Annotated in this window: 22 protein-coding genes; 13 read left to right on the forward strand and 9 right to left on the reverse strand. The window is 37.9% G+C overall.

Annotated features, from left to right (window positions below; all coding sequences use genetic code 11):
• Positions 1-249: 249 nt before the first annotated feature.
• Positions 250-570, forward strand: coding sequence for a hypothetical protein (locus tag NMG88_RS04990; protein WP_042152344.1), 321 nt, complete (start codon positions 250-252; stop codon positions 568-570).
• Positions 571-670: 100 nt separating this feature from the next.
• On the opposite strand, the gene NMG88_RS04995 is transcribed toward NMG88_RS04990, so the two are convergent.
• Positions 671-1,354, reverse strand: coding sequence for a matrixin family metalloprotease (locus NMG88_RS04995; RefSeq protein ID WP_026786486.1), 684 nt, complete (start codon positions 1,352-1,354; stop codon positions 671-673).
• Positions 1,355-1,570: 216 nt separating this feature from the next.
• Between NMG88_RS04995 and NMG88_RS05000 the strand changes: the two genes are divergently transcribed.
• The gene (locus NMG88_RS05000; protein ID WP_227350176.1) at positions 1,571-1,924 is read left to right on the forward strand and encodes a diguanylate cyclase; all 354 of its coding nucleotides are present in this window, start codon (positions 1,571-1,573) and stop codon (positions 1,922-1,924) included.
• Here NMG88_RS05000 and NMG88_RS05005 read toward each other — a convergent pair.
• Both NMG88_RS05005 and cofH read right to left on the reverse strand, forming a co-directional pair.
• Positions 1,917-2,519 carry a class II aldolase/adducin family protein gene (locus NMG88_RS05005; RefSeq protein ID WP_042152348.1) on the reverse strand — a complete coding sequence of 201 codons (603 nt, stop codon included), beginning with the start codon at positions 2,517-2,519 and terminating at the stop codon, positions 1,917-1,919. The two genes, NMG88_RS05000 and NMG88_RS05005, sit on opposite strands and share 8 nt — an antisense overlap.
• Positions 2,520-2,844: 325 nt before the next feature.
• Positions 2,845-4,023 (reverse strand): 7,8-didemethyl-8-hydroxy-5-deazariboflavin synthase subunit CofH, encoded by a 1,179-nt coding sequence (gene cofH / locus NMG88_RS05010; protein WP_227350178.1) that lies wholly within the window; start codon positions 4,021-4,023, stop codon positions 2,845-2,847.
• Positions 4,024-4,155: 132 nt separating this feature from the next.
• Between cofH and NMG88_RS05015 the strand changes: the two genes are divergently transcribed.
• On the forward strand, positions 4,156-5,385 hold the full coding sequence (locus tag NMG88_RS05015; RefSeq protein WP_235751108.1) for a tetratricopeptide repeat protein: 1,230 nt from the start codon (positions 4,156-4,158) through the stop codon (positions 5,383-5,385).
• A gap of 108 nt (positions 5,386-5,493) precedes the next feature.
• On the opposite strand, the gene tgt is transcribed toward NMG88_RS05015, so the two are convergent.
• Together tgt and NMG88_RS05025 are read right to left on the reverse strand one after the other, a co-directional pair.
• Entirely contained in the window at positions 5,494-6,654 is a 1,161-nt protein-coding gene (gene tgt, locus NMG88_RS05020) for a tRNA guanosine(34) transglycosylase Tgt (RefSeq protein ID WP_254035161.1), read from the reverse strand.
• A gap of 26 nt (positions 6,655-6,680) precedes the next feature.
• Positions 6,681-7,133, reverse strand: a complete 453-nt coding sequence (locus NMG88_RS05025) for a hypothetical protein (RefSeq protein ID WP_042152356.1) — start codon at positions 7,131-7,133, stop codon at positions 6,681-6,683.
• 381 nt (positions 7,134-7,514) lie between these two features.
• On the opposite strand from NMG88_RS05025, the gene cobS reads away from it, so the two are divergent.
• Together cobS and NMG88_RS05035 are read left to right on the forward strand one after the other, a co-directional pair.
• Complete coding sequence (gene cobS / locus NMG88_RS05030; RefSeq protein ID WP_227397565.1) at positions 7,515-8,309, forward strand: adenosylcobinamide-GDP ribazoletransferase; 795 nt, start codon at positions 7,515-7,517, stop codon at positions 8,307-8,309.
• A gap of 117 nt (positions 8,310-8,426) precedes the next feature.
• Entirely contained in the window at positions 8,427-9,002 is a 576-nt protein-coding gene (locus tag NMG88_RS05035; protein ID WP_042152363.1) for a Uma2 family endonuclease, read from the forward strand.
• A gap of 167 nt (positions 9,003-9,169) precedes the next feature.
• On the opposite strand, the gene NMG88_RS05040 is transcribed toward NMG88_RS05035, so the two are convergent.
• The gene (locus NMG88_RS05040; RefSeq protein ID WP_254035162.1) at positions 9,170-10,393 is read right to left on the reverse strand and encodes a hydrogenase; all 1,224 of its coding nucleotides are present in this window, start codon (positions 10,391-10,393) and stop codon (positions 9,170-9,172) included.
• A gap of 232 nt (positions 10,394-10,625) precedes the next feature.
• Here NMG88_RS05040 and NMG88_RS05045 point away from each other — a divergent pair, with 232 nt between their 5' ends.
• The 7 genes from NMG88_RS05045 to NMG88_RS05070 are packed head-to-tail and all read left to right on the forward strand — an operon-like array spanning position 10,626 to position 17,104.
• Positions 10,626-11,267 (forward strand): Uma2 family endonuclease, encoded by a 642-nt coding sequence (locus NMG88_RS05045; RefSeq protein ID WP_254035163.1) that lies wholly within the window; start codon positions 10,626-10,628, stop codon positions 11,265-11,267.
• A gap of 60 nt (positions 11,268-11,327) precedes the next feature.
• On the forward strand, positions 11,328-13,466 hold the full coding sequence (locus tag NMG88_RS05050) for a GNAT family N-acetyltransferase (protein WP_042152370.1): 2,139 nt from the start codon (positions 11,328-11,330) through the stop codon (positions 13,464-13,466).
• Positions 13,466-13,930: an ASCH domain-containing protein gene (locus NMG88_RS05055; RefSeq protein ID WP_235758180.1), complete on the forward strand. Its 465-nt coding sequence runs from the start codon at positions 13,466-13,468 to the stop codon at positions 13,928-13,930. The genes NMG88_RS05050 and NMG88_RS05055 overlap by 1 nt, the downstream gene beginning before the upstream one ends.
• A gap of 23 nt (positions 13,931-13,953) precedes the next feature.
• The gene (locus NMG88_RS05060; RefSeq protein WP_254035164.1) at positions 13,954-15,567 is read left to right on the forward strand and encodes an McrB family protein; all 1,614 of its coding nucleotides are present in this window, start codon (positions 13,954-13,956) and stop codon (positions 15,565-15,567) included.
• A gap of 38 nt (positions 15,568-15,605) precedes the next feature.
• Positions 15,606-15,722: a hypothetical protein gene (locus tag NMG88_RS22795; protein WP_488168647.1), complete on the forward strand. Its 117-nt coding sequence runs from the start codon at positions 15,606-15,608 to the stop codon at positions 15,720-15,722.
• Positions 15,709-16,911: an McrC family protein gene (locus NMG88_RS05065; RefSeq protein WP_254035165.1), complete on the forward strand. Its 1,203-nt coding sequence runs from the start codon at positions 15,709-15,711 to the stop codon at positions 16,909-16,911. Before NMG88_RS22795 ends, NMG88_RS05065 begins: the two co-directional genes overlap by 14 nt.
• Before the next feature lie 4 nt (positions 16,912-16,915).
• Positions 16,916-17,104, forward strand: a complete 189-nt coding sequence (locus NMG88_RS05070; protein ID WP_043936989.1) for a zinc-binding metallopeptidase family protein — start codon at positions 16,916-16,918, stop codon at positions 17,102-17,104.
• A gap of 382 nt (positions 17,105-17,486) precedes the next feature.
• Here the strand turns inward: NMG88_RS05070 and mnmE are convergent, their stop codons facing one another.
• Positions 17,487-18,896, reverse strand: coding sequence for a tRNA uridine-5-carboxymethylaminomethyl(34) synthesis GTPase MnmE (gene mnmE, locus NMG88_RS05075; protein WP_227350184.1), 1,410 nt, complete (start codon positions 18,894-18,896; stop codon positions 17,487-17,489).
• Positions 18,897-19,003: 107 nt separating this feature from the next.
• Positions 19,004-19,822, reverse strand: coding sequence for a squalene/phytoene synthase family protein (locus NMG88_RS05080; protein WP_042152380.1), 819 nt, complete (start codon positions 19,820-19,822; stop codon positions 19,004-19,006).
• 179 nt (positions 19,823-20,001) lie between these two features.
• Here NMG88_RS05080 and NMG88_RS05085 point away from each other — a divergent pair, with 179 nt between their 5' ends.
• Entirely contained in the window at positions 20,002-21,156 is a 1,155-nt protein-coding gene (locus NMG88_RS05085) for an ABC transporter ATP-binding protein (RefSeq protein ID WP_227357779.1), read from the forward strand.
• A gap of 136 nt (positions 21,157-21,292) precedes the next feature.
• On the opposite strand, the gene NMG88_RS05090 is transcribed toward NMG88_RS05085, so the two are convergent.
• Positions 21,293-21,910, reverse strand: coding sequence for an aspartyl protease family protein (locus NMG88_RS05090; RefSeq protein ID WP_254035166.1), 618 nt, complete (start codon positions 21,908-21,910; stop codon positions 21,293-21,295).
• Positions 21,911-22,059 lie beyond the last annotated feature (149 nt).

Here is a 22,059-nt window from a genome sequence, read left to right on the forward strand (position 1 = left end):
ATCAAAAACCGGAAATTTTACAAAAAGTAACGACAATGGCAAAACCACTTGCTCAACTGTCACATCCGTTACATAATGGATTTCGTCTTTTGTGTATTGGGAGCAAAGATTTTGGGGACGCGCCAAAAACTGGAACAATCTTCCCTATCAGAACCGACTTTACCAGAGATAGTAGCAATATCAACATCATTCTAATCCGACTCACACTCAGGAATTCAATGTAATCATTACCCTCAAGGAAAGGTTGACATGAAAATTATTCAAGGATACAACCCATCAAAAACAATTTCCCCGATGAAGATTCATAAAGTTAAAGGGGTAACAATTGTGGAGAAATACGGAGACAATCTCTATGTATTACCCGATGAAAATAATAATAAAACTGTACCAGAATTTAATAAAACTGACTCATTTGATATTAATAATTGGGCAGAACAAGCAACGGATTTAGATGGATTCTACTTTATTAATGCTATTACTATGACTGGAAACTATTTAGGTTCCGAATGGAATGATATTATTTTAGGGCTTAAATTCAGAGGATTAGCAACTTACGTTTCTAATCATTAATTCCTACTACAGTCGCGCTTTTGCTGGTGTTTAATTAAGACTAATCCAGCAAACCCGACTGTAAATTCTTTCCCTCCCAAAACCCATTACCCATTACCTACTACAATACAGGCCAGCCTAAACGAGTCGGTTGTTGATAAATCCGTTTTAAAGTATTAATATCTCTAGCAGAAATAGGCGGGGGTTCTCGAACTTGGGAAAAATACATGACGTCTGTGGGTTCAGGACTATGACCCCAAATTCCTAAAGCATGACCAAATTCATGCAGGACGGCGGCTTGAATATATTTTCCGGTTTGGGTGGGACTTAACCAAATTGTAAAGCGGTGGGATAAATAGGGAAACCCTTGGGGGGTATATTTAACCGAAACTTGATAACGGGTTTCTGCGGAACTAGCGCGTTTTTTCTGGGGGTCTAGGGGAGGATTTTTTCTAATAATTTCAATATCAGCATTTTCAGGTTCTTCAACTAGATTGAAGGGTAGATAATTATGCCATTTAAAAATAGCCGATGAAATACTTTCTTTCCAGTTTTGCTCGGAAACGGGATTTTCAATATAAACTTTGATCGGAAAGTTTGAAAAAACTAAATGACCAAAATTAGGAGCTTCAATTTTATCAAAATAATCCCCTTGATTGTTTGGATCTTGCCAATGTTCTAAACTTTCTGGTAAAGGGTGGGGTTGAAATGGAATTTTATCATCGGTGGCAATAGTTGGGATTTGACTGATTAAAACTATAAAAAATGTTGTTAAAACCATCCCTATTAAAGAATGACGCTTCATTTGTGCTAATCCAAAGCAGATATAATTGGTAGTTATTCTAGGTTACCTCAAGATATGTCCCCATCTCCGAGTGTTCAGGAAAATCAACGATTAGAAGCACTTTATCATTATAGTATCCTAGATAGGGCTTGCTGAAGCAGCATTTGACCGAATTACGCTATTCAACAATCAGAACTTTATCATCAGTTACAAATTGTTAATCATGAATTAAAATATTTGGCAACTTCTGATAGTTTAACCGGAATTGCTAACCGTCGTTATTTTGATGAATATTTACAAAGTCAATGGGATCAATTATCTCAAGAACAAGCCCCCTTATCAGTGATTATCTGCGATTTAGATGTCTTTAAACCCTATAATGATACCTATGGACATTTAGCCGGGGATCAGGCTTTGCGAGAGGTAGCCCAGGCTATTTCTAAAGCCATGAGATATTCTACGGGTCTCGTCGCCCGATATGGGGGGGGGGAAGAATTTGCCATTATTCTACCCAAAACTGGGGTAGATGAAGCTATTTTAATCGCCCAAAATATTCAAACCCAGCTTAAATTTTGGATACAACTCAAATAGGATTGCTATAGTTCAATAATATTTCTCCTGCTTCATCTAAATCTTTTCCAAAGGTTAAAAATCCATCTTCATGTCCAGCCATCACTAATATTTTTTGCTGACTTAAATTTTCTTGCTCAAACAATCTAAACATTTCCTTTGTCATTTCTGGGGTTCCATATTGAACTTGTTTCCGGGTAGTCGGAACTTGATATAATAGATCGTGCCAAAGTTGGGGGTGATGAACATGAATAATGGCATTAATATCGGGTTGATAACTATAAATTGCAGCATGGGTTAGGGATTCAGAGGAGGCTTGAATTGGCCCGTAACAGGTGAGATGATTGTGTTGAATATCAAAATCCGTCACAACGGTATAATGTTCGGGTTCTAATTCAGCTAAATGTCCGGTTTGACTCCCAGAAATAATAAATTGTAAAGTATGAGGAATACGGATACTGATATTTCCAAATCCAATACCATTGTCATAAACCCCAATTAATCCTAATTTATGAATGTGATTTCGCCATTGGATTAAAGATTTGATCGATTCCAGAGCAACTCTTTCCCCCAAAACCCATTCACAGGAATATTTAACGACACCTTCATCAATCATTGTCCACCTCTGAATGTGAAACTGTAACTGGCTCGATTATTTTACAGATAATTGTTACCAGGAGCCAGAATACACCCAGCAATTTTAAGACAAATAGACCAATAAGATGTGATTCTATAAGAAAATTTTCAACTGGAGTGGCTCTTTACCCAGTCTTTACAGAAATTCCCATAATGATGGTTCAACTGAAGAATTAACTGAAGAATTAAATGACAGTTCTGTCGCCTGAAAATCAAAGTTTCTGTTTTGTCCTTTCGACTCGTCAAGATGATTTAATCTTCATCCGGGCGAGTCTTTTTTTTAATTACGAATTACGAATTACGAATTACGAATTACCCATTACCCTGTTACTGAGCGAAGTCGAAGTATTACCCATTACCCTCTTATAAACCGTATCCCGTTGTTGATGAGGACGCCCCAGGGACGCGATCGCTTTTTTCAAAGTTTCTGGCTCCATGCAAGTGCCACCTTTAGCACCCGCCATGGTAGTGATGTGTTCCTCCATTAAAGTACCCCCAATATCATTACAACCCCATCGCAGGGCTTCCGTCGCCCCTTCTAACCCTAATTTCACCCAACTGGGTTGGTGGTTAGAGATCCAATTTCCCAGGAAAATTCGAGCCACCGCCGTTAATAACAAAGTATCCGCTAAAATCGGTTGATCCCGTCCTACCCGTCGCCGCAAAGGGGCTGGAGCCATTTCTCCCACAAACGGTAAAATAATAAATTCCGTAATTCTAGCCGGATAATTCTGGGCTTTTTGTTGTAGCGATCGCAACTGCTGTAAATGGTGCATTTGCTGTTGGGGTGTTTCAATATGACCCGATAACATCGTACTCGTAGTCGGAACCCCCAAACCATGGGCTGTTTCAACAATTTCTAACCAAGTGGCAGTATTAATTTTTTCAGGACAGATAATATTTCGGACTGAATCTGCTAGAATTTCCGCAGCAGTTCCCGGCATCGAACCCACTCCCCCATCTTTTAAAGCCATAATCACATCCGCGTAACTGAGATCATCTTCTCTGGCGATAAATTGGACTTCTTGGGGTGAAAAGCCATGAAAATGCAGGTGAGGAAATTTAGTCTTAATGGCTTGGACTAAATTTAGATAATAGGGTAAGGATTTTCCTTGAATTTTCGCTTCTAAGTTTAACCCCCCCTGCATACAAATTTCCGTCGCCCCTCTGGTAACTGCATCGGCTGTTTTTTCCAAAATTTGCTGAATGTCTAACCAAAAAGCTCCTTCCTCCCCCGCATCTCGACGAAAGGCACAAAAACTGCAATGCTGTTCACAAATATTCGTAAAATTGATATTGCGATTAATAATATAGGTAACAGTCTCCCCTGCTTGTTGCGATCGCAAGGTATCACTCACCAGCCGAATATTCTCCCGAATCACCGGATCAGTTTGTTCGAGCAAAATCACCCCATCCTCTGGGGATAGGTCATCACCTGCTACAGCACGGTTAAGAATAGTATCAACAGTTAAATTCAGGAGCATTTTGATCAATATTAATATAGAGGTGAACTTAATCGCGGGTGGGACAGGAAAAATCACCGAATATCAATTCTTTGTGTTTCCCCATTCCGTTATTTTTTCTCTCATATCCGGTGTTTATTCTTAAATCTTGCCATGAATAATTGGTTGTTGTTTCAAAAACGGTTATTTTTATTAAAACCCCTGGGTATTCTAACGGTTAATTCGGGAGTTTTGCAAATTTCCCTCGGCGTAGGAATCAGTTGGTTGTTACTCCATACCCCCCCGTGCAATTTTATCGGAGGACAATCAACAATAGTTCTAGCTCAAACCCCAGCCAAACCTGATATTAATGCTTTATTTAAAATCGGGGTTGAACAATTTCGTCAAGGGTTATTTCCTGAAGCCTTAGCCACATTTAAAAAGGTTTTGGAACAACAACAAAAACAAGGTAAACCCGAAGAAATTGCCGAAACCCTAACTTATATTGGAGAAGTTTATAGTAATTTAGGCAACGATACAGAAGCCTTAAAAGTCCTACAACAAGCTCTCACGTCCTATCGACAATTAAATCAACAAGCAGAAAATAAAAATCCAGAGTATCAAATAGGAATCAGTCGGAGTTTAAATTTAATCGGATTTTCCTATCGCAATCAAAACAAAATCTCAGAAGCCTTGAAACTCCATCAAGAAGCTTTACAAATTGCTCAGTCTATTAATGATCGACCTAATATTGCTGAATCTTTACATAATTTAGCCTCCGATTATAGCAGTTTAAAACAATATGATCAAGCCTTAAAATTCTATCAAGACGCCCGAAAAGTTAGGGAAGAAGTGGGGGATAAACGGGATCTGAGTCGCACCTTAAATAATTTAGGGGCGTTATATTTAGTTCAAGGAGATACCCAAAAAGCCTTAGAAATTTATCAACAGGCTTTAGCCCTGCGGCGTCAAATTGGTGATCAAGCCGGAGTCGGACGACTATTAGGTAATATGGCGTTATTATATCGTCAATTAGGAGATGATACCCAGGCTTTAGTTTATTTAAAACAAGCGTCAGAATTCATGACTCGAATTGCGGATAATACGGGGGCGGCAAAAATTCATAATTTAATCGGAGAAATTCAGGAAAAATTAAAACAACCAGATCAGGCTTTAAGCTCCTATCAAAAAGCAATTGAATTGGCAAAATTAGCCAATGATCAAAATAATTTAACCGCAGCTTTAAATAATTTAGCAACGCTTTATTATGGGCAAGGGGAATATTCCCAAGCCCTCCAAACCTGGAAAGAAGCCTTAGCCATTCTGGAAAAAACCGGAAATCAAAAAGCAGCCCAAGAAACCAAAATCAGAATTGATGAATTAGAGAAAAAACAGGGGGGTTAAACTTTGTGTCTTTGTGTCTTTGTGGTTAAATTAAACTTTACTTTTGTTAAGATACTAAAAATGTCAAAAATCAATGAAGAAGCCCTTTAGGGCTTACTAAGAGGGAGGTTAATGATCGGAACGTTTGTCGATTTCGTCGTCCTCTAAGGTGGCTTCCGCATCGGTTGAAGTCAGCCAAAATTGAAACTCCTCCGCAAACCGATGATTTAAAATCGACTCTCGAATTCTTTGGGTAAAACGAATTAATTCGGTAACATTATGAATGGCAATTAGGGTATAACCCAAAACTTCCTTAGCTCGTACCAAATGACTCAGATAAGCTCGACTAAAATTTTGACAGGTATAACAGGGACAAGTGGCATCTAATGGCCGAAAATCCTCCCTAAATTGAGCATTTTTTAAATTCCATCGTTCTCCTTGAACTAACGCCGCCCCATGACGTCCTAAACGGGTCGGAATTACACAATCAAATAAATCAATCCCGGCGGCGATCGCTTGGGCCATTTCTCGATAGGTTCCGATTCCCATTAAATAACGGGGTTTATTAAACGGTAAAATTGGGGTTGTCACCTGAACAATCTTTTCAATTAAAGCCGAAGGTTCCCCCACACTCACCCCACCAATGGCGTATCCGGGGAGATCAAATTCCACTAAATCTCGCGCCGCCTGTTGTCGTAAGTCCCCATGAACTCCCCCCTGAACAATTCCAAATAGGGCTTGGTCAGGCCGTTTATGGGCCTTAATACACCGTTCTAACCAGCGTTTTGTCCGTTCGGTGGCCTTGACAACCGCCTCCCGGGTCGCTGGATAGGGAGGACATTCATCAAAGGCCATAATCACATCCGCCCCTAATTCGTTTTGAATTTGGATCGAAAGTTCTGGGGTAAAGTTAATCAGTCGTCCATCATGGGGAGAACGAAAGGTAACACCTTCTTCGGTAATGGTGTTAATTTTACTTAAACTAAATACTTGAAACCCCCCAGAGTCCGTCAACATTGGGCCATCCCAGCCCATAAACCGATGGAGTCCCCCCGCCCCAGCGACAATTTTTTCTCCGGGTTGTAAATGTAGGTGATAGGTATTAGATAAAACCATCTGGGCGCCCGCATCCTTGAGGTGTGCTGGAGTCAGGGTTTTGACATTGGCGAGGGTTCCCACGGGCATAAATCGCGGGGTTTCTACCCAACCATGGGGAGTATGAAATAGGCCAACACGGGCTTTAGTTTGACTACAGCGCGCCTGAATTTCAAAGGAAAAAGGATGTGACATAAAACAATAGAAAACGGCTTAATTACTTAGAATGGACAGTCTTCATCATCTAGGGGATTCTCCCAATTTGATGACAAAACTTGATCCATAACTGCATCAAGAGCCGCTGTATTAAAATTACGATTAAATTGTTCTTGTAAGGGATTTGTTAAGGGAATTAATCGTAATAATCTCCCCCCTTCTTGAACTAGATCAAAATAAGTTTCTTGCTCAGAAGATTGCTTGAGTTCTAAGTAATCGAAACTATAAACATTCAAATACAACGAATGATTGGCAACTAAAGTCGCCTGTTGTGGCTTGGCAAAAACTTCTAGGATGTATCCTTCTGCTTCGCTGCATACCTGTCCGTCTTGAATACTAATATAACGGACACGACCCAAATCAACAAGCAGTTTTTGCATATCCCGCTTGTTAACAATGATCCCCGTATCAATAATGCAAGGAGCAGAGACCCTGTAGTCTAGTTGATCATAACTCATGGAACAAAAGCCTCAGATGTAATCTGTGAATTACAGAATGGCAATGATTCTGTTAAATGAAATTTGTAGTTGCGAAGTCTTCCCATCCCTAGGTTTTGAGGAATTACGAACAAAGGTATCTGGCTGTACAGGTAGCTGACGACTATACACCTTCTAATTAGGGAACCTTAAATCTTTTGTTCCTCTGTTCCTTCTCTAATCTTTGATGATCGGAAGCAATCAAAAAGGATGGATTTGTTTTTGGAACTGCGATTTAACAACCCTGGAGTTGGTAAACTCCGATTGAAGTGTTTTGACTTTCAGACAAAACCTGAGTTGCTATTTCAATTCTGGCATACCCTAGAAAATATTCATACATCTATGCAAATTTAATTTTTTACCATGTCAGAGGATTACTTTCGATCGCTCTCCAAATTTTTCCAGCGCCAGGGGGCGGCATTAGCAGCAGCGATCGCTTTTTATACCTGTTTTCCCATTCCCCTCTCTTGGACTTTGGAGTTTCGCGGTATCGCTCGTTTTGCTCCGGTGATTGGGATATTGATTGGGGGTATTTTAGGATTGATGGATGGGGGACTATCTCTATTAGGGTGTCCGGTCTTGACGCGCTCGGTATTGGTGATTGTGACCGGAATTGGAATTACTGGAGGATTGCATTTAGATGGAGCCATGGATGCGGCTGATGGTTTGGCTGTGGCTGACCCAAATCGACGCCTGGAAGTGATGGCAGATAGCGTTACGGGAGCCTTTGGGGTAATGGCCGCGATCGCGATCGTTTTGTTGAAGGTGGCGGCTTTAAGCGATATTACGGCCGACCGGGGATTAATTTTAATGGCCGTAGCGGGTTGGGGACGGTGGGGACAATTGGTGGTGATCGCCCGTTATCCCTATTTGAAAGCTACAGGAAAAGGGGCTTTTCATAAAGATACCCCCTATTCTTCCTGGGATTTAGTTCCGGGTGTGCTGATGCTGATGGGTTTAAGTGGGATATTAATGATTCTCCATCCCCAAAGTTGGTTAGTGGCTGTGGGTCTGGCTTTAGGGGGAAGTGCGATCGCGATTTTAATTGGGGCTTGGTTTAACGCCCGTTTGGGGGGACACACCGGAGATACTTATGGGGCTGTTGTTGAATGGACAGAAGCCTTTTTATTAGTGTTAGTTGTGGCACTTCAGGGGTAGAGGGGCAGGGGATGGCAGGGCTGTTTCAAAGTCGGGTCAGAAAGAGATTAGAAGTGTGGGATATGTTAGGGTTTTAATAGGTTTAGTTTTAATCACCATTATCAAGGAGATAAAAACATGACAGCATTAATTTTAAACAATCCAGAAACCGTCCCGATTACCGATGAACAATTTTATCAACTTTGTGTCGCTAACCGCGAATTAAAATTAGAACGAACCGCCAAAGGAGACTTAATTATTATGCCACCGACAGGAGGGGAAACTGGAAAACGTAACTCAGATATTAATTTTGAATTAAATTTATGGAATCGACAAACTAAGTTAGGAATTGTCTTTGATTCTTCCACTTGTTTTAAACTTCCTAATGGTGGAGATCGTTCCCCCGATGCGGCTTGGATACTGTTAGGAAAATGGGAATCTCTCACCCCCGAACAGCGAGAGAAATTCCCGCCAATCTGTCCTGATTTTATCATAGAATTGCGTTCTCCTAGTGATTCTTTAAAACCCCTACAAGATAAAATGCAGGAATATATTGATAATGGTTCTCGTTTAGGTTGGTTAATTAACCCGAAAAACCGTCAAGTCGAAATTTATCGTCAGGGACAAGAAAAGGAAATTTTAGAAAATCCCCCAACTTTATCGGAAGAAGATATTTTACCAGGATTTGTTTTAAATCTTCAGTTGATTTGGTAAAACGACTATATCCTATCCTAGATTGCAACTTATTGAGTAGGATTGATATATTAACTTCGGAAAAAACGTAAATAGGCAATGGGGAATAGGCAATAGGCAATAGGTGAAATCTGATAATTAAGGATGTGATGACTCATAGTATTTCCCTCTTGCCCATTTATTGCCTTTTATTTAGCTTCAATCCAAATTTTCATCCCTTCAATCCTTAACCCTTGACCCTTGGTGCCGCAGTATTCGCCGTTAGTGCAGACGGGAACATCTCCTTTATTTTGGATATGGGCGGTATAGAAGACCGTGTAGTTAGGGGCTTGGGGGCCGATCAATTCAATGGCTAATCCTTCGATTTGTCGGTTTTTGCCCCGCTCTCCCACCAGTTCACCTTCGGGAGTTAGGGGTGTGTCACCAATGGCTGCGATATGAGCCATATAGCGCAAACTTAAACCCGCAATAGCTGGATCAATATTAATTTGAAAGGCTTCTAAACGCCGTCCCTGTCCCCGGGTTCCTGCGTATTCCCTGGCGGCAAAAGTGCGATCGCCGAATCCTTGTAAATGGACTAAAATCTTTAAGTTAATATTAGAAAGAGTCGCTTTTTCTTGAGTTTTACCTACTAGGGGAGCATTGCCAAAAAAGATATTTTTACCATCAATTGTTGGCGGTAATTTCGTAACATCAATACTGGGAACAATAATTAATTCCGGGCCGCGAGATCCTTGAGGTTCATCCAAAATTACAATATCAGGAATTGCAGGTTTCGGAGCAGTAACAGCAGAAACAACAGTGGTTTTAACAGTAAAATTAATTTTCCCCCTGGAAATTGCCACACCCAAAGATTTACCAAAAGCACCAGTAATTTGTTCTTCTAAAATCCCCCATTGATTATCGTCTAAACTGTCTTGTTTTTCGACTAAATTAACTAACGCCACCAAGGGATGATTTCCGGTTGCTAAGGCTTCCGCCCCGGAATGCAGTTGGTTAGTTTGTTGAGAAATTGCGGTTTGCAATTCCCGCGCCTGATTTTGAGCCGTTTGTAAGGGAGGAAAATCTTTTTGTTCGTTGTGGGTTAAGGATAGGACTCGCTCTAAAATTTGTAACGCCTGTTGGTGCGTCTTGTGATGGGTTGGGGCAGGTTTTAGATTTGGCAATAAATTCTCTAACTGTTGTACAGAAGTGGCTTGGCTGGCTGTTGGTTGTCCTTGGCTCAGTAGGGTTTGTTGAATCTTGCTAAAGTCTTGAGAGTAGGCTATCAGTTCATCGACTAAGGTTTTGGCCGCCGGAGTTCCTGCGGTTTTGAGTTTTTGTGCGGTTTCAGCCAGACGTTTGCCTAAATCGGGATAGCGTTGGGATAGGGCACTCAGTTGTTGTTTTAAGGTTTCGTGAGTCTGTTCCATAAATAATAATCCTCCTAGTTCACAAAAAAAATGGGTCTAAAGCCACTCGGTTATCCTTGGGCTTTTTGTTATTGATATTTATTGTATAATACCATCTAATTAAACTAAAATCGGGTAACATTTTATTATTATAAACTCCCTGAGCCGGGGTGAAAAAAAATATTTAACAGCACTTGGTAAGTTATGTTTGAATTTGTTAAAATAAAAGCGATCGCTCATCAATGATACCGTTATGAGTCCTGTCCAAACTCTACTTCCGACCGATACCTGGGTAACAGCAACCTGGGATGAATACCTCACCGCACTGAATGATCCCATCTATTCTAACGCCAGAGGTTACTATTTTAATGGACGCATGAGGTTAGAAATGTCACCCCTAGGAAATCCCCATTCCCGTGATCATTTTATTATTTCTTTGGCTGTCGGTTTCTTTGCCAGTCTGCGAGGCATTGATTTAGATGGCCATGATAACTGCACCTACCGTAAAAGAGGTTTTGACGAAGCCCAACCCGATGCTTCTTTTTATATTGGTGAGAATGCAGAAATCATTCCTTGGGAAACCACAATTATTGATTTAGATCAGTTTCCCGCGCCTGATTTAGTCATAGAAGTTGCCTATTCTTCTTTAGCAGATGATAAAGGGGAAAAACGTTTACTTTATGAATCTTTAGGGGTGCAAGAATATTGGATTATTGATGTTCAAGCGGTTAAAGTTATTGCATTTGAGGTTAAAAATCAAGGTAGTTATAGAATTAAACAATCTCAAGTTTTACCCGGGTTAGAAATGGGAATATTAGAGGAAGCATTTCGTCGTAGTCGTCAAACAAATCATGGGAAAGTTAGCGCTTGGTTGTTATCGCAATTTCAAAGTTAGTTACTACAATTTTAACTAACCATACCAAAGGTAAATTAAAAATCAGAGGACAGTACACCAATGAAAGATACAGACGATATCTATACTGAAATAATTGATCAAAATTCTCCCTATTTAGAGACTGTAATCAATTTAGGTGATGCAAATAATAAAACATTGGGGTTTTTTCCGAAAGGTGCATTTATTGAACACGCGGTTAAAAAAACTATTATTGTTGCTGTTTCGCCCCAAAAAGAATGTATTGGTTATCTTTTATATAAAACTAAAGAAAGGCACAACAAGCGAATTAGGCTAGTTCATTTATGTATTAGTGAAAATTGGCGTAAAAAAGGAATACCCGAAAAATTAGTTAATCATTTAAAAAAAATCACTGATACTGATAAACAATATGAAGGTATCGGTTTAACTTGTCGCCGAGACTTCAATTTAGATCACTTTTGGCAAAAGTTAGGTTTTATCCCTCGGTTTGATAAAGCTGCGAAAACAGAAGGAAAAGAAAACACATATTGGTGGTTTGATTACGGACATCCTAATTTACTATCAATATTAAACGAAACCAATAGAGAATCTAAATTATCTGTTGTTATAGATGCACCAATCTTTTTTGAAATAGCGGAAGAACAAGATAATCCAGAAAATAAAGATTCAAAATCTCTTATGTCAGATTGGTTGCAATCAGAAGTAGATTTGTCTTTAGTTGATGAAATTAGTAATCAAATAAATAATATTACTAATTCTGAACAAAGAAAAAAATTGATGACTTTCAGTACACATTTTAGTTTACTTGATGTCGGTCAAAAAAATAATGACAATCAAAATGAATTAGCAATTTTTTTGAAAAGCAAAAATATTGATTTAGATAACTACAATTTCCGTTATCTTCAAAAGATATTGGCTTCTGAAACTTATATTTTTGTCACCCAAAATCAGCAAATATTACAATTTAAAGATGAATTTTATGATCAATTTAAACTATCTATTCTTTCTCCTTTAGAATTAATTTTTCAAATAGATGAGATTCGGAGCAAAACAGAGTATCAACCTATTCGTATGGCAGGAATGTCAATTACAAAAGTTCCTGTTCAGTGGGGAAAAGAAGATTTACAAACAATATTTTTATCAAAAGCAAACAAGGAAAAGAAAGCAGAGTTTATCCAAAAAATCAAGAGATTTTTGACAGACAAAGATAAATTTGAATGTTGGAATATTTTAGAAAATAAAAATAAAATTGCTTTATTAGTATATGATAAACATAAATCAGATGAACTAGAAATACCTATAATCAGAGTTCTTGATGATCACCCTATTGCTGATACTATTATTGGCCATTTGATTTATAATTCTATCCTTGATAACCTTAAAGAAAGGCGAAATTTTACGAGGATTACAGATTCTTGCCTATCCGAAAAAACCACTAAAGCTATTAAAAAAGATTCTACTTTTATACAAGTCTCTAACGGTTGGTTAAGAGCTAATCTATTTATAGCTGATACAGCTTTACAGTTATCTGATCACTTAAATATAATTGCTCAAACATCTTCAGAAGATTTTAATTTCTGTGTTAAGATTGCCAATTTACTATCATCTGATAATATACTTCAAGAAACAAAAACACTATTTGAAATAGAAAAACTCCTTTTTCCAGCTAAAATTTTTGATGCTGATATTCATACATTTATTATTCCTATTAAACCTGAATGGGCGAAAAATTTATTTGATTATAATTTGGCAAATCAAGCCTTATTTGGTGCTAGTAAAATTGACTTAGCTCTTAATACAGAAGCTGTTTATTATAAATCTAAATCTGTTCCTAAAACTCTTAAACCAGGAGTTTCAGGAAGAATTATATGGTATGTAAGTAAAGATAAAGATAAAGGTTATCAGGATATAAGCTCTATTCGTGCTGTATCTCGTCTTGATGAAGTAGTATTAGGAAAACCTCAAGAACTATTTCGTAGATTTCAAAATTTAGGTATATATCAATGGAATGATGTGTTAGATGTAGCTGGCGGAGATCCTGAAAAAGAAATTATGGCAATTAAATTTAGTCATACAGAACTACTGAAATTACCTATCCCATTAAATGAGGTTCAAGAAGTTTTAGAGAATAAATTTACAATGCAGTCTGCGTACTATGTTTCTAAGGAAAAATTTGCTATACTATATTGCCGAGGAAATCAATTAAACACTAAAAAATAATGCCTAATAATATATTGCTACTTTCAATAAAGCCAGAATATGCTGATAAAATTTTAGCAGGTAAAAAAACTGTAGAACTGCGCCGAGTTCGTACTCGTCTTGAAGCGGGAGATTTAGTTTTGGTATATGTTACATCTCCTCAACAAATTTTAGTTGCTTCTTTAGAAGTAGAACGGGTAATTACAGAAAATTTACCTCAAAAAAAGAAATATTTCTGGGAACAGGTCAAAGATAAAGCGGGGATTACAGATCAAGATTTTAAACAGTATTATCAAGGTGCATCATTAGGTGTTGCTATTTTTTTTAGTAGTATCAATATCTTTGATAAACCTATTGAGTTAACCACTCTTAAAAAAAAATTACCGACAATAAATCCTCCTCAAAGTTATCGTTATATTACAGATTATGAATTTAAAGTAATTACTAATCTTGCAGATAACCCCATCTTAAAAATAACAAACTGACCTCAATCAAATTTAAACTAAATATGAGTAATATTCAAGATCAATTTACTGAATTATTTTTAGAATTTATAGACTCCTATCCTTATTCTGGGGATGGTTTAAGACATATAGCAGCATACAACCAACAGCGTCAACAAGGTTGTCGAAATTTTAAAGCGATTATTTCTGCGGCTGATGCGGGAGAAGATGTAACTGATTCTATATTATTACAACTACTTCCCTATACTGATTCTTCTGCTAACCGGGAAAGAGGAGCATGGATACATATTGCACCTGCGCTTGCTACAGATGTTAGAAATAAATATTCAAAATGGACAAAAGCAGAACAATGGTTTGATATTGCTCAAGCAATTCTTAATTTTGTTCGTTATTGTAATGATCACCCAAATAAACTTATTAATGCTTGCAATAATTTTTCTAATTCACCTTACTCTAAAGGGTTCCAGTCTGGGATAATTTCCCCAATTCTGAATGCACTTCGACCCGATAATTTTATTTTGATTAATAAGAAATCAAGAATAGTTATTAACTATTTTGTTCAAACGTCTTATACTCAACAGTTAATTGATTATCCAGATATTAATAACACGGGAATACAACTTATTAAAAATCTCGCTCCCGAAATGCGTCAGCCTGGTAGACCTGCTTTACGAGATGATGATCTGTTTGATATGTTTTCTCATTGGTTGGTAGCTGTTAAAAAATATCATTTTAATTCTATTAACCCCTCATTATTGAATGAAATTATGACTGATATTAAATCAGATATTGAAGAACAAAACTTACAACCCGAATATACTTTAGATCAATGTTCTGAAGAAACAGGAATTGATCAAACTGAACTTCTAAGATGGGTAAACAATATTAACCGCAAAGGACAAGTTATTTTACAAGGGCCACCGGGAACCGGAAAAACCTTTATTGCCCAAAAATTAGCTGAACATTTTATTACGGGTAGAGATGGTTTTTCAGAAATCATTCAATTTCATCCCTCCTATAGTTATGAAGATTTTATTCAAGGAATACGTCCTCGGACTGAAAACGGACAATTAACTTATGATTTAGTTCCCGGTCGGTTTTTAGAATTTTGTAAAAAAGCCGAAGCTTATGATGATATTTGTGTTTTGATTATTGATGAAATTAATCGAGCAAATTTATCAAATGTGTTTGGGGAATTAATGTATTTATTAGAATATCGAGATCAAGAAATCTATTTAGTGGGTAGTAATGAACCCTTTAAGATTCCTGGAAATGTTAGAATTATTGGAACTATGAACACAGCAGATCGTTCTATTGCGTTAGTTGATCATGCGTTGCGTCGTCGTTTTGCTTTTATTAAAATTGCTCCAAATTATAATATTTTAAAACGTTATCATGAAGACGATCAAATCAACTTTTCGATATATCAACTCATTCAAGTTCTTCAAGATATTAACAAAATGATTGATGATCCGAATTATGAAATCGGTATATCTTTCTTTATGATATGGAATATTGAGGATAACATTCAAGATATTTGGGAAATGGAAATCGAACCCTATTTAGAAGAATATTTCTATAACGCACTGGATAAAATAAAACAATTTCGATGGTATAAGGTTGAAGTTAAACTGGATTCTGATTGGCGTCCTTTCTAATACCCAATATTGAGGATAATATTCAGGATATCTGGGAAATGGAAATCGAACCCTATTTAGAAGAATATTTTTATAATGCACTGGATAAAATAGATCAATTTCGATGGAATAATGTTAAAGTTAAACTGGTTTTAAATGCTGATGAAAATAATTGAACTGATAGAACATCAACCTAAATTCTTTAAACCAGAGGAATTAGAAGAAGCGATCGCAGATATCATTTATCATAATTATTCTAAATATCTTAAATATATTGAGATTGAGTATCCATCCCCGAAAACCCAAAAACAATATAAACTCACTGCTAAAAGTTATGTGGGTTTCATTCCCTTAACTCCTGATATTCAGATTTTCCTAAAACCTAAAGTTCCCATTGCTAATTTATTTAGGATGTTAGAATATACCTATAATTTAAAAAGTTTTCAACTCCTAGACGGATCTGTTCATTGTGAAACTATCCCAGAATTTTATAATCGATTAGCTGATATTTTAACACAAAAAATATTAGCTCAAAGTCGCAAAGGATTTTATAGAACTTATCTTAAAAATACTGAACTTTTGCCTTATGTTCGGGGAAAGGTTGATTTTAAATATCAGTTTAAACATCCTGGGACAGTTAAACTCAATTGCGAATATAATCAGTATACGGCTGATATTGAAGATAATCAAATCTTGTTATGGACATTATATATTATCGGTCGCAGTGGGTTATGTTCAGAACAGCTATCAACAACCGTTAGAAAAGTCTATCATACCTTACAAGGTTTAGCGACTCAACGACCTTTTAAGGGCGATGATTGTATTCATCGATCCTATAATAGATTAAATCAAGATTATCAAACTTTACACAGTTTATGTCGATTTTTCTTAGATCATTGTGGGGTAGCGCATCAAGTCGGAAATTATCAGATGTTTCCTTTTTTAGTTAGAACTGATATACTCTATGAACGCTTTGTTTATGCTTGGTTAAAGTTTCATCTTCCCGCTAATTTTGAAATTAAAGCTCAAGAAAATATTGATTTTTGTAAAATTATAGAATCTAAGATTGATTTAGTTATTTATGATAAAAATACAAAGCAAGTTATCTTTATTCTCGATACTAAATATAAAATTCCTGATTCCAAACCGTCAAATCAAGACATTTATCAAGCGATCGCCTATGCTACTTTGAAAAATAGCCAAAATGCTATTTTAGTTTATCCAAAACCTTTAAATCAACCTCTAAATGGTCTATTTCCTAATAGTTCAATCCGTTTACAGAGTCTCACCTTTTCTTTAGAAGATGATTTAGAACAGTCTGGTCAAAGGTTTTTAAAAGCATTGTTAAATCAGTACAATAATTAATAAAATGCTACCTAATTTGATTAATACAGAAGCAGAAAATGAACAATTTTTAGCTATTGTGGAAGCACTCTTAGCTTGTCCTAGTCTAACTCCTGAACAGGAGATATTGCTAGAACTTTTAGTTAAATTAATTGAAGATTTTGAAGAAAAACATTATGGGTTGAATGCTTCAACTCCACAGTCTAAAGTGTAAAAACTTACACATCCAAGGGTAGATATCTGCCATAGCACTTCTCTATCGTTTTATTCCTTAAGCAGTGCGAGTGTCCTCACTCGCTAGTTATTATTCTAGTTATTATTCTGTTTATTATTCTAGTTATTATTCTGTTTATTATTCTAGTTATTATTCTAGTTATTATTCTGTTTATTATTCTGTTTATTATTCTAATTATTATTCTGTTTATTATTCTAGTTATTATTCTAATTATTATTCTAATTATTATTCTGTTTATTATTCTGTTTATTATTCTAGTTATTATTCTGTTTATTATTCTAATTATTATTCTAGTTATTATTCTAATTATTATTATTCTAGCCAGCGAGGACGCTGGCACTGCTATTAAATTGAATTAATACTATTTCCCAATACAAAAACGACTAAAAATTCTATCTAAAACCGATTCTGTGACTTCCTCTCCCGTGACTTCTCCTAACGCATGAATCGCACCTCGGAGATCAATTGTCCAAAAATCAAAGGGAAGTTGATCATTAATGGTTGTTTCCACTTGTTCTAAACAAATTTTAGCACGGGTTAGGGCGGCGGCTTGACGTTGATTAATCGCAAATTCTAAATTAGCAGCTTGAATATTTTCGCCGTAAACTGAATTTAATATGGCTATTTCTAAATCTGGAATCCCTTGATTGAACCCGGCTGACATAGAAACTATCTCAATATTTTCTATCATTAAACTGTCAATTATGGTTTGTTTTAACTCCTCTAATTCCTCTGATTTAACCCGATCTATTTTATTAATTATAACAATAAAATGACGATGTTTGACCTGTTGATAAATCTCTAAATCGGCTTCCGTTAAACCCACAACAGCATCTAAGGTAAATAACACTAAATCGGCTGATTGGGCGGCTTGATGCGATCGCTCAATGCCAATTTTTTCCACCTGATCTTCCGAGTGACGAATTCCCGCCGTATCTAATACTTGAATCGGGATTCCTCCCACAACTAATTGCGATTCTACCACATCCCGTGTGGTTCCCGGTAAGTCCGTAACAATGGCGCGATCGCTCCGACTCCAAGCATTTAATAAACTCGATTTTCCCACATTGGGACGACCCACAATTGCTACTTTTAACCCAGTTCTTAATAGTTCACCCGTGTCAGCAGTTGCTAAGAATTGCGATAATTGTTCTAAAACTTGATGAATTTGGGCGATAATTTCTGACTCATTTAACGGGGGTAAATCTTCCTCAAAATCTACCCTGGCTTCAATTTCGGCTAAAATATCTAAACAGGTTGCCCGTAATTCTCGAATCGGATTAGCTAACTTTCCTTGTAATCCTGCTAAAGCCGTTTGTGCCGCCGCAATTGATTGAGATCCGACTAATTCCGCTACACTTTCGGCTTGAGTTAAATCTAATCTGCCATTTAAAAAAGCCCGTAGGGTAAATTCTCCGGGTTGTGCTAATCTTGCCCCTAATTCTATACACAATTGTAACACTTGTTGAACCGCAATTATCCCCCCGTGACAGTGAAATTCCACCACATCTTCACGGGTATAGGAACGGGGAGATAACATTAGTAATAACAACGCTTCATCAATGGTTTTTTGGGTTTGGGGATGGCGAATATAGCCATATAAAATTCGGTGACTTTCCCAAGTTTGTCGTCCTGGGGAATAAAATAACTGTTTGGCAATGGATTGAGCTTCACTCCCCGACATCCGAACAATTCCCACACTTCCCTGTTGCGGTACAATAGCCGTGGCGATCGCCACAATTGTCCCCCCAATTCCCAAAAATTCAGCCATTTTTTCCTATTATCATAAAAAAGTTCGTCCGTTGTTGGGCTTTAGCCCTTACTCTTAGCGCCCAAGCGCAACAACTTTTAGCGCCCAAGCGCAACAACAAACTCCTATTATTTACCACCACAAACCTGTTCAATCAACTCCACAACGGCACTGCGAGTTAGTTTGTCCTGACCATCTGCTAATACATTTAAAGTAGCATGGGCCAAAGCTAGAGGAATTCGGCAAAAATCCAAGGCTGGGCCAGAGGGTAAGGCCCCCGTGTAGGCATCTGCTAAGGCTAAATTCCGTTTTGCATAGCTGTGCATTTGTTCCGATGTCCAACCTTCGGGAAAAAAATCTACCCCTCGACTGCCATCATCTTTATAATTCCGCAGAATATTCACCGCCTGTAACCCTCGACCAAACCCAATGGCGTAAACTCGGTGCGTTTGTGTACCATCATACCAAGCCCACAAATCCGATAACAACAGCCCCACAGCCCCAGCCACACCGAAGGTATATTGATCTAACTCAGCCTCCGTTTCAATCCGCCAATTACGTTCGGCCCAAAACGCCATCCGGTCAGCCATCGCCGCCGTTGCATCCCAAATCCGAGGGCCAATCCGTTCCGGGGCTAATTTGGCCCATTCTCCCACCCGTAGGGTGACTTCTTCCAAGGTTTCAATATCGGAAAATTCCGCAAACCAATCATCAGCAATAGTTTCTCGACACACCGCCGCTTGAAAATTTTGGCTCATCCTATGCAGCAATTGCGCTTTTGTGGCATTATCCAAACCGGGATGATCTTCAACTTCATCAATCGCCCGCATACACAAATACGCAGATGCCACTGCTTCTTGGAGTAAAGGAGGTAAACGACTAATGGGTATATAAAACGTTCGACTTGTATCTTGCAGGACGGACAGGGGATCTTTTTGCCAATTCATTCGTTTAACTCCTCATACCAAGTTAGCCCTTTAATTGCTGCGCTTTCGCGCTCGATATTTTACACCGGAATCGGTCTCATGCTCCAAAGTGCAATCTGGACTTCCCTAGGCTATCATCTTGTCAGTAAGACTGTTGATCGGATAAGCTGTAATCAGGGTAAATCTCCAAACGTAACACTATGCTGCAAGCGGCTACGCAGAATCAAGGTGCTATTAGAGCACCAGCGAAGTTTGATGTTGAACTTCGTAAAGTGTTCAAGGTTTTTAATGGGGAAACGGCCGTTCGTGGCGTGGATCTCGATATTCGTCGAGGAGAATTTTTTAGTATTTTGGGGCCATCAGGTTGCGGTAAAACAACAACACTGCGACTGATAGCTGGGTTTGAAATGCCTTCGGCCGGAGAAGTCTTAATTCGAGGTCAGTCCGTTACCCAAACTCCCGCCTATCTGCGTCCGGTAAATACGGTATTTCAGAGTTATGCTCTGTTTAACCATTTGACCGTTTGGGAAAATATCGCCTTTGGACTCCGGCTAAAACGTCTGATCAAGCCGGAAGTTGAGGAAAAAGTTCGGGAAGCGTTAGCTTTGGTCAAGATGGAATCCTTTGCTAACCGTTATCCCTCTCAACTGTCCGGGGGTCAACAGCAACGGGTTGCTTTAGCTAGGGCCTTAGTTAATCGTCCAGCCGTATTATTATTGGATGAACCTTTAGGGGCTTTGGATTTAAAACTGCGGAAACAAATGCAGGTGGAACTTACCAATCTCCATCGCAATTTGGGTTTAACTTTTATTATGGTCACCCACGACCAAGAGGAAGCCATGAGTCTGTCTGATCGAATTGCAGTTATGCACGATGGCAGAATTGAACAAATTGGCAGTCCTAACGAGATTTATGAATATCCTCAAACTCCTTTTGTCGCCGATTTTATTGGGGATACAAACCTATTTCGGGGGACGGTTGAAAGTGTCGATGCCAGCCGTTTATTTATTGTTACGGAAACGGGATTGAATATTGAAATTCAACAGATTGAAATTCCGGGTATTCAACTCCCTCAACAGGATTTAAGAAACGGTGCATCGGCGGTGGTGAGTGTGCGTCCTGAGAAGGTGATCTTGAGTTTTTATCCTGTTAGTGGTTCTGTGAACTGTTTTGAAGGCCGTTTATTAAATACAATGTATTTGGGAACCCATATTCAATATGTTGTGAAATTATTATCCGGGGAAAATGTGATGGTTCGTCAACCCAAAACTGGGGAAAGTTTACCGGATAGCAATACCCCCGTTTATGTGTGTTGGGGAACAACAGATTGTTTAGCACTACCCGACCAGAAATAAACCCGTAGTGGGGTGTTCACGCCTCTCTCTTTACCAGTTAAAGCATGAGTTATTATCTGAATACCCGAAAGTGGAAATAAAGATTAGAACTCTCGATATTATTCATTGAATCACCTCAATTTTTATTATTAACTGCTTATGCCTGACCGCCACGCCATTTAAAAATAATCGTCTCATCAGCCTGCTTAAATTCTATATCAAATAAATCAAACACTACCTCTCTGCCTAACAAAATTTCTTCACAAAAATCGCTTTGTATCCACGCTACAGGAGCCGTAAAACGATGACCTTCTATCTCTATTTCCACCTGTCTTAATAGATATTCAATACTACCACCAATTCCTTCACCGCTACCCAGGTTTTCTCCCTCTCCTTTAGTGTAGCCTAATCGCTCACCAAGCTGTCTAGTAATTAAGCTAAAATCAGCCCCAGAGTCCACTATAATTTTGACCTTTTCTGTGTTTTGAAATTTCAAAATTAATTCATACTTTGGCTGCCAATCGTGAGCTTTTAGCGATCGCATTCTCACCGGATAAAACTTAGCAGGTTCAATAAATTCATTCTCAAATATTCGCTCAATTGTATAACTTAATTTAGGAGTATCCGGGGGGATAGCATCCATCATTTTTCTGAAATCTCGATCATGACTAATCACACCTTTATTCGTATAAGCGATCCATTGACCCCGATATATTTTTAATTGGGGACGATTGGCTTTATACCAATCATTAGTTGTGGCATATTCTGGTTCCATTATTAATGTTCTCCCTTGAATAATATCCAGAAAAAATTGAATACTTGAAGATGATAAACTAAGATTAGCATATAATTAGGGGGAACTTTTGAGCAGGTTAATCGTCCTCCTAACAATTGCGCCTGTCGGTTTCAATGTTGAAATTGTGA

It is taken from the genome of Planktothrix agardhii, assembly GCF_904830935.1.
Classification (GTDB): domain Bacteria; phylum Cyanobacteriota; class Cyanobacteriia; order Cyanobacteriales; family Microcoleaceae; genus Planktothrix; species Planktothrix agardhii.

Bases quoted from the DNA above. Each gene is read 5' to 3' on its own strand.
- NMG88_RS04995 (WP_026786486.1), bottom strand. From the start codon at position 1,354: ATGAAGCGTCATTCTTTAATAGGGATGGTTTTAACAACATTTTTTATA.
- NMG88_RS05015 (WP_235751108.1), top strand. From the start codon at position 4,156: ATGAATAATTGGTTGTTGTTTCAAAAACGGTTATTTTTATTAAAACCC.
- NMG88_RS05070 (WP_043936989.1), top strand. From the start codon at position 16,916: ATGCTACCTAATTTGATTAATACAGAAGCAGAAAATGAACAATTTTTA.
- NMG88_RS05045 (WP_254035163.1), top strand. From the start codon at position 10,626: ATGAGTCCTGTCCAAACTCTACTTCCGACCGATACCTGGGTAACAGCA.
- NMG88_RS22795 (WP_488168647.1), top strand. From the start codon at position 15,606: ATGGAAATCGAACCCTATTTAGAAGAATATTTTTATAATGCACTGGAT.
- cofH (WP_227350178.1), bottom strand. From the start codon at position 4,023: ATGCTCCTGAATTTAACTGTTGATACTATTCTTAACCGTGCTGTAGCA.
- NMG88_RS05035 (WP_042152363.1), top strand. From the start codon at position 8,427: ATGACAGCATTAATTTTAAACAATCCAGAAACCGTCCCGATTACCGAT.
- NMG88_RS05055 (WP_235758180.1), top strand. From the start codon at position 13,466: ATGCCTAATAATATATTGCTACTTTCAATAAAGCCAGAATATGCTGAT.
- NMG88_RS05080 (WP_042152380.1), bottom strand. From the start codon at position 19,822: ATGAATTGGCAAAAAGATCCCCTGTCCGTCCTGCAAGATACAAGTCGA.
- NMG88_RS05025 (WP_042152356.1), bottom strand. From the start codon at position 7,133: ATGAGTTATGATCAACTAGACTACAGGGTCTCTGCTCCTTGCATTATT.
- NMG88_RS05085 (WP_227357779.1), top strand. From the start codon at position 20,002: ATGCTGCAAGCGGCTACGCAGAATCAAGGTGCTATTAGAGCACCAGCG.
- mnmE (WP_227350184.1), bottom strand. From the start codon at position 18,896: ATGGCTGAATTTTTGGGAATTGGGGGGACAATTGTGGCGATCGCCACG.
- NMG88_RS05040 (WP_254035162.1), bottom strand. From the start codon at position 10,393: ATGGAACAGACTCACGAAACCTTAAAACAACAACTGAGTGCCCTATCC.
- NMG88_RS05090 (WP_254035166.1), bottom strand. From the start codon at position 21,910: ATGGAACCAGAATATGCCACAACTAATGATTGGTATAAAGCCAATCGT.
- tgt (WP_254035161.1), bottom strand. From the start codon at position 6,654: ATGTCACATCCTTTTTCCTTTGAAATTCAGGCGCGCTGTAGTCAAACT.
- NMG88_RS05065 (WP_254035165.1), top strand. From the start codon at position 15,709: ATGAAAATAATTGAACTGATAGAACATCAACCTAAATTCTTTAAACCA.
- cobS (WP_227397565.1), top strand. From the start codon at position 7,515: ATGTCAGAGGATTACTTTCGATCGCTCTCCAAATTTTTCCAGCGCCAG.
- NMG88_RS05005 (WP_042152348.1), bottom strand. From the start codon at position 2,519: ATGATTGATGAAGGTGTCGTTAAATATTCCTGTGAATGGGTTTTGGGG.
- NMG88_RS05060 (WP_254035164.1), top strand. From the start codon at position 13,954: ATGAGTAATATTCAAGATCAATTTACTGAATTATTTTTAGAATTTATA.
- NMG88_RS05050 (WP_042152370.1), top strand. From the start codon at position 11,328: ATGAAAGATACAGACGATATCTATACTGAAATAATTGATCAAAATTCT.
- NMG88_RS04990 (WP_042152344.1), top strand. From the start codon at position 250: ATGAAAATTATTCAAGGATACAACCCATCAAAAACAATTTCCCCGATG.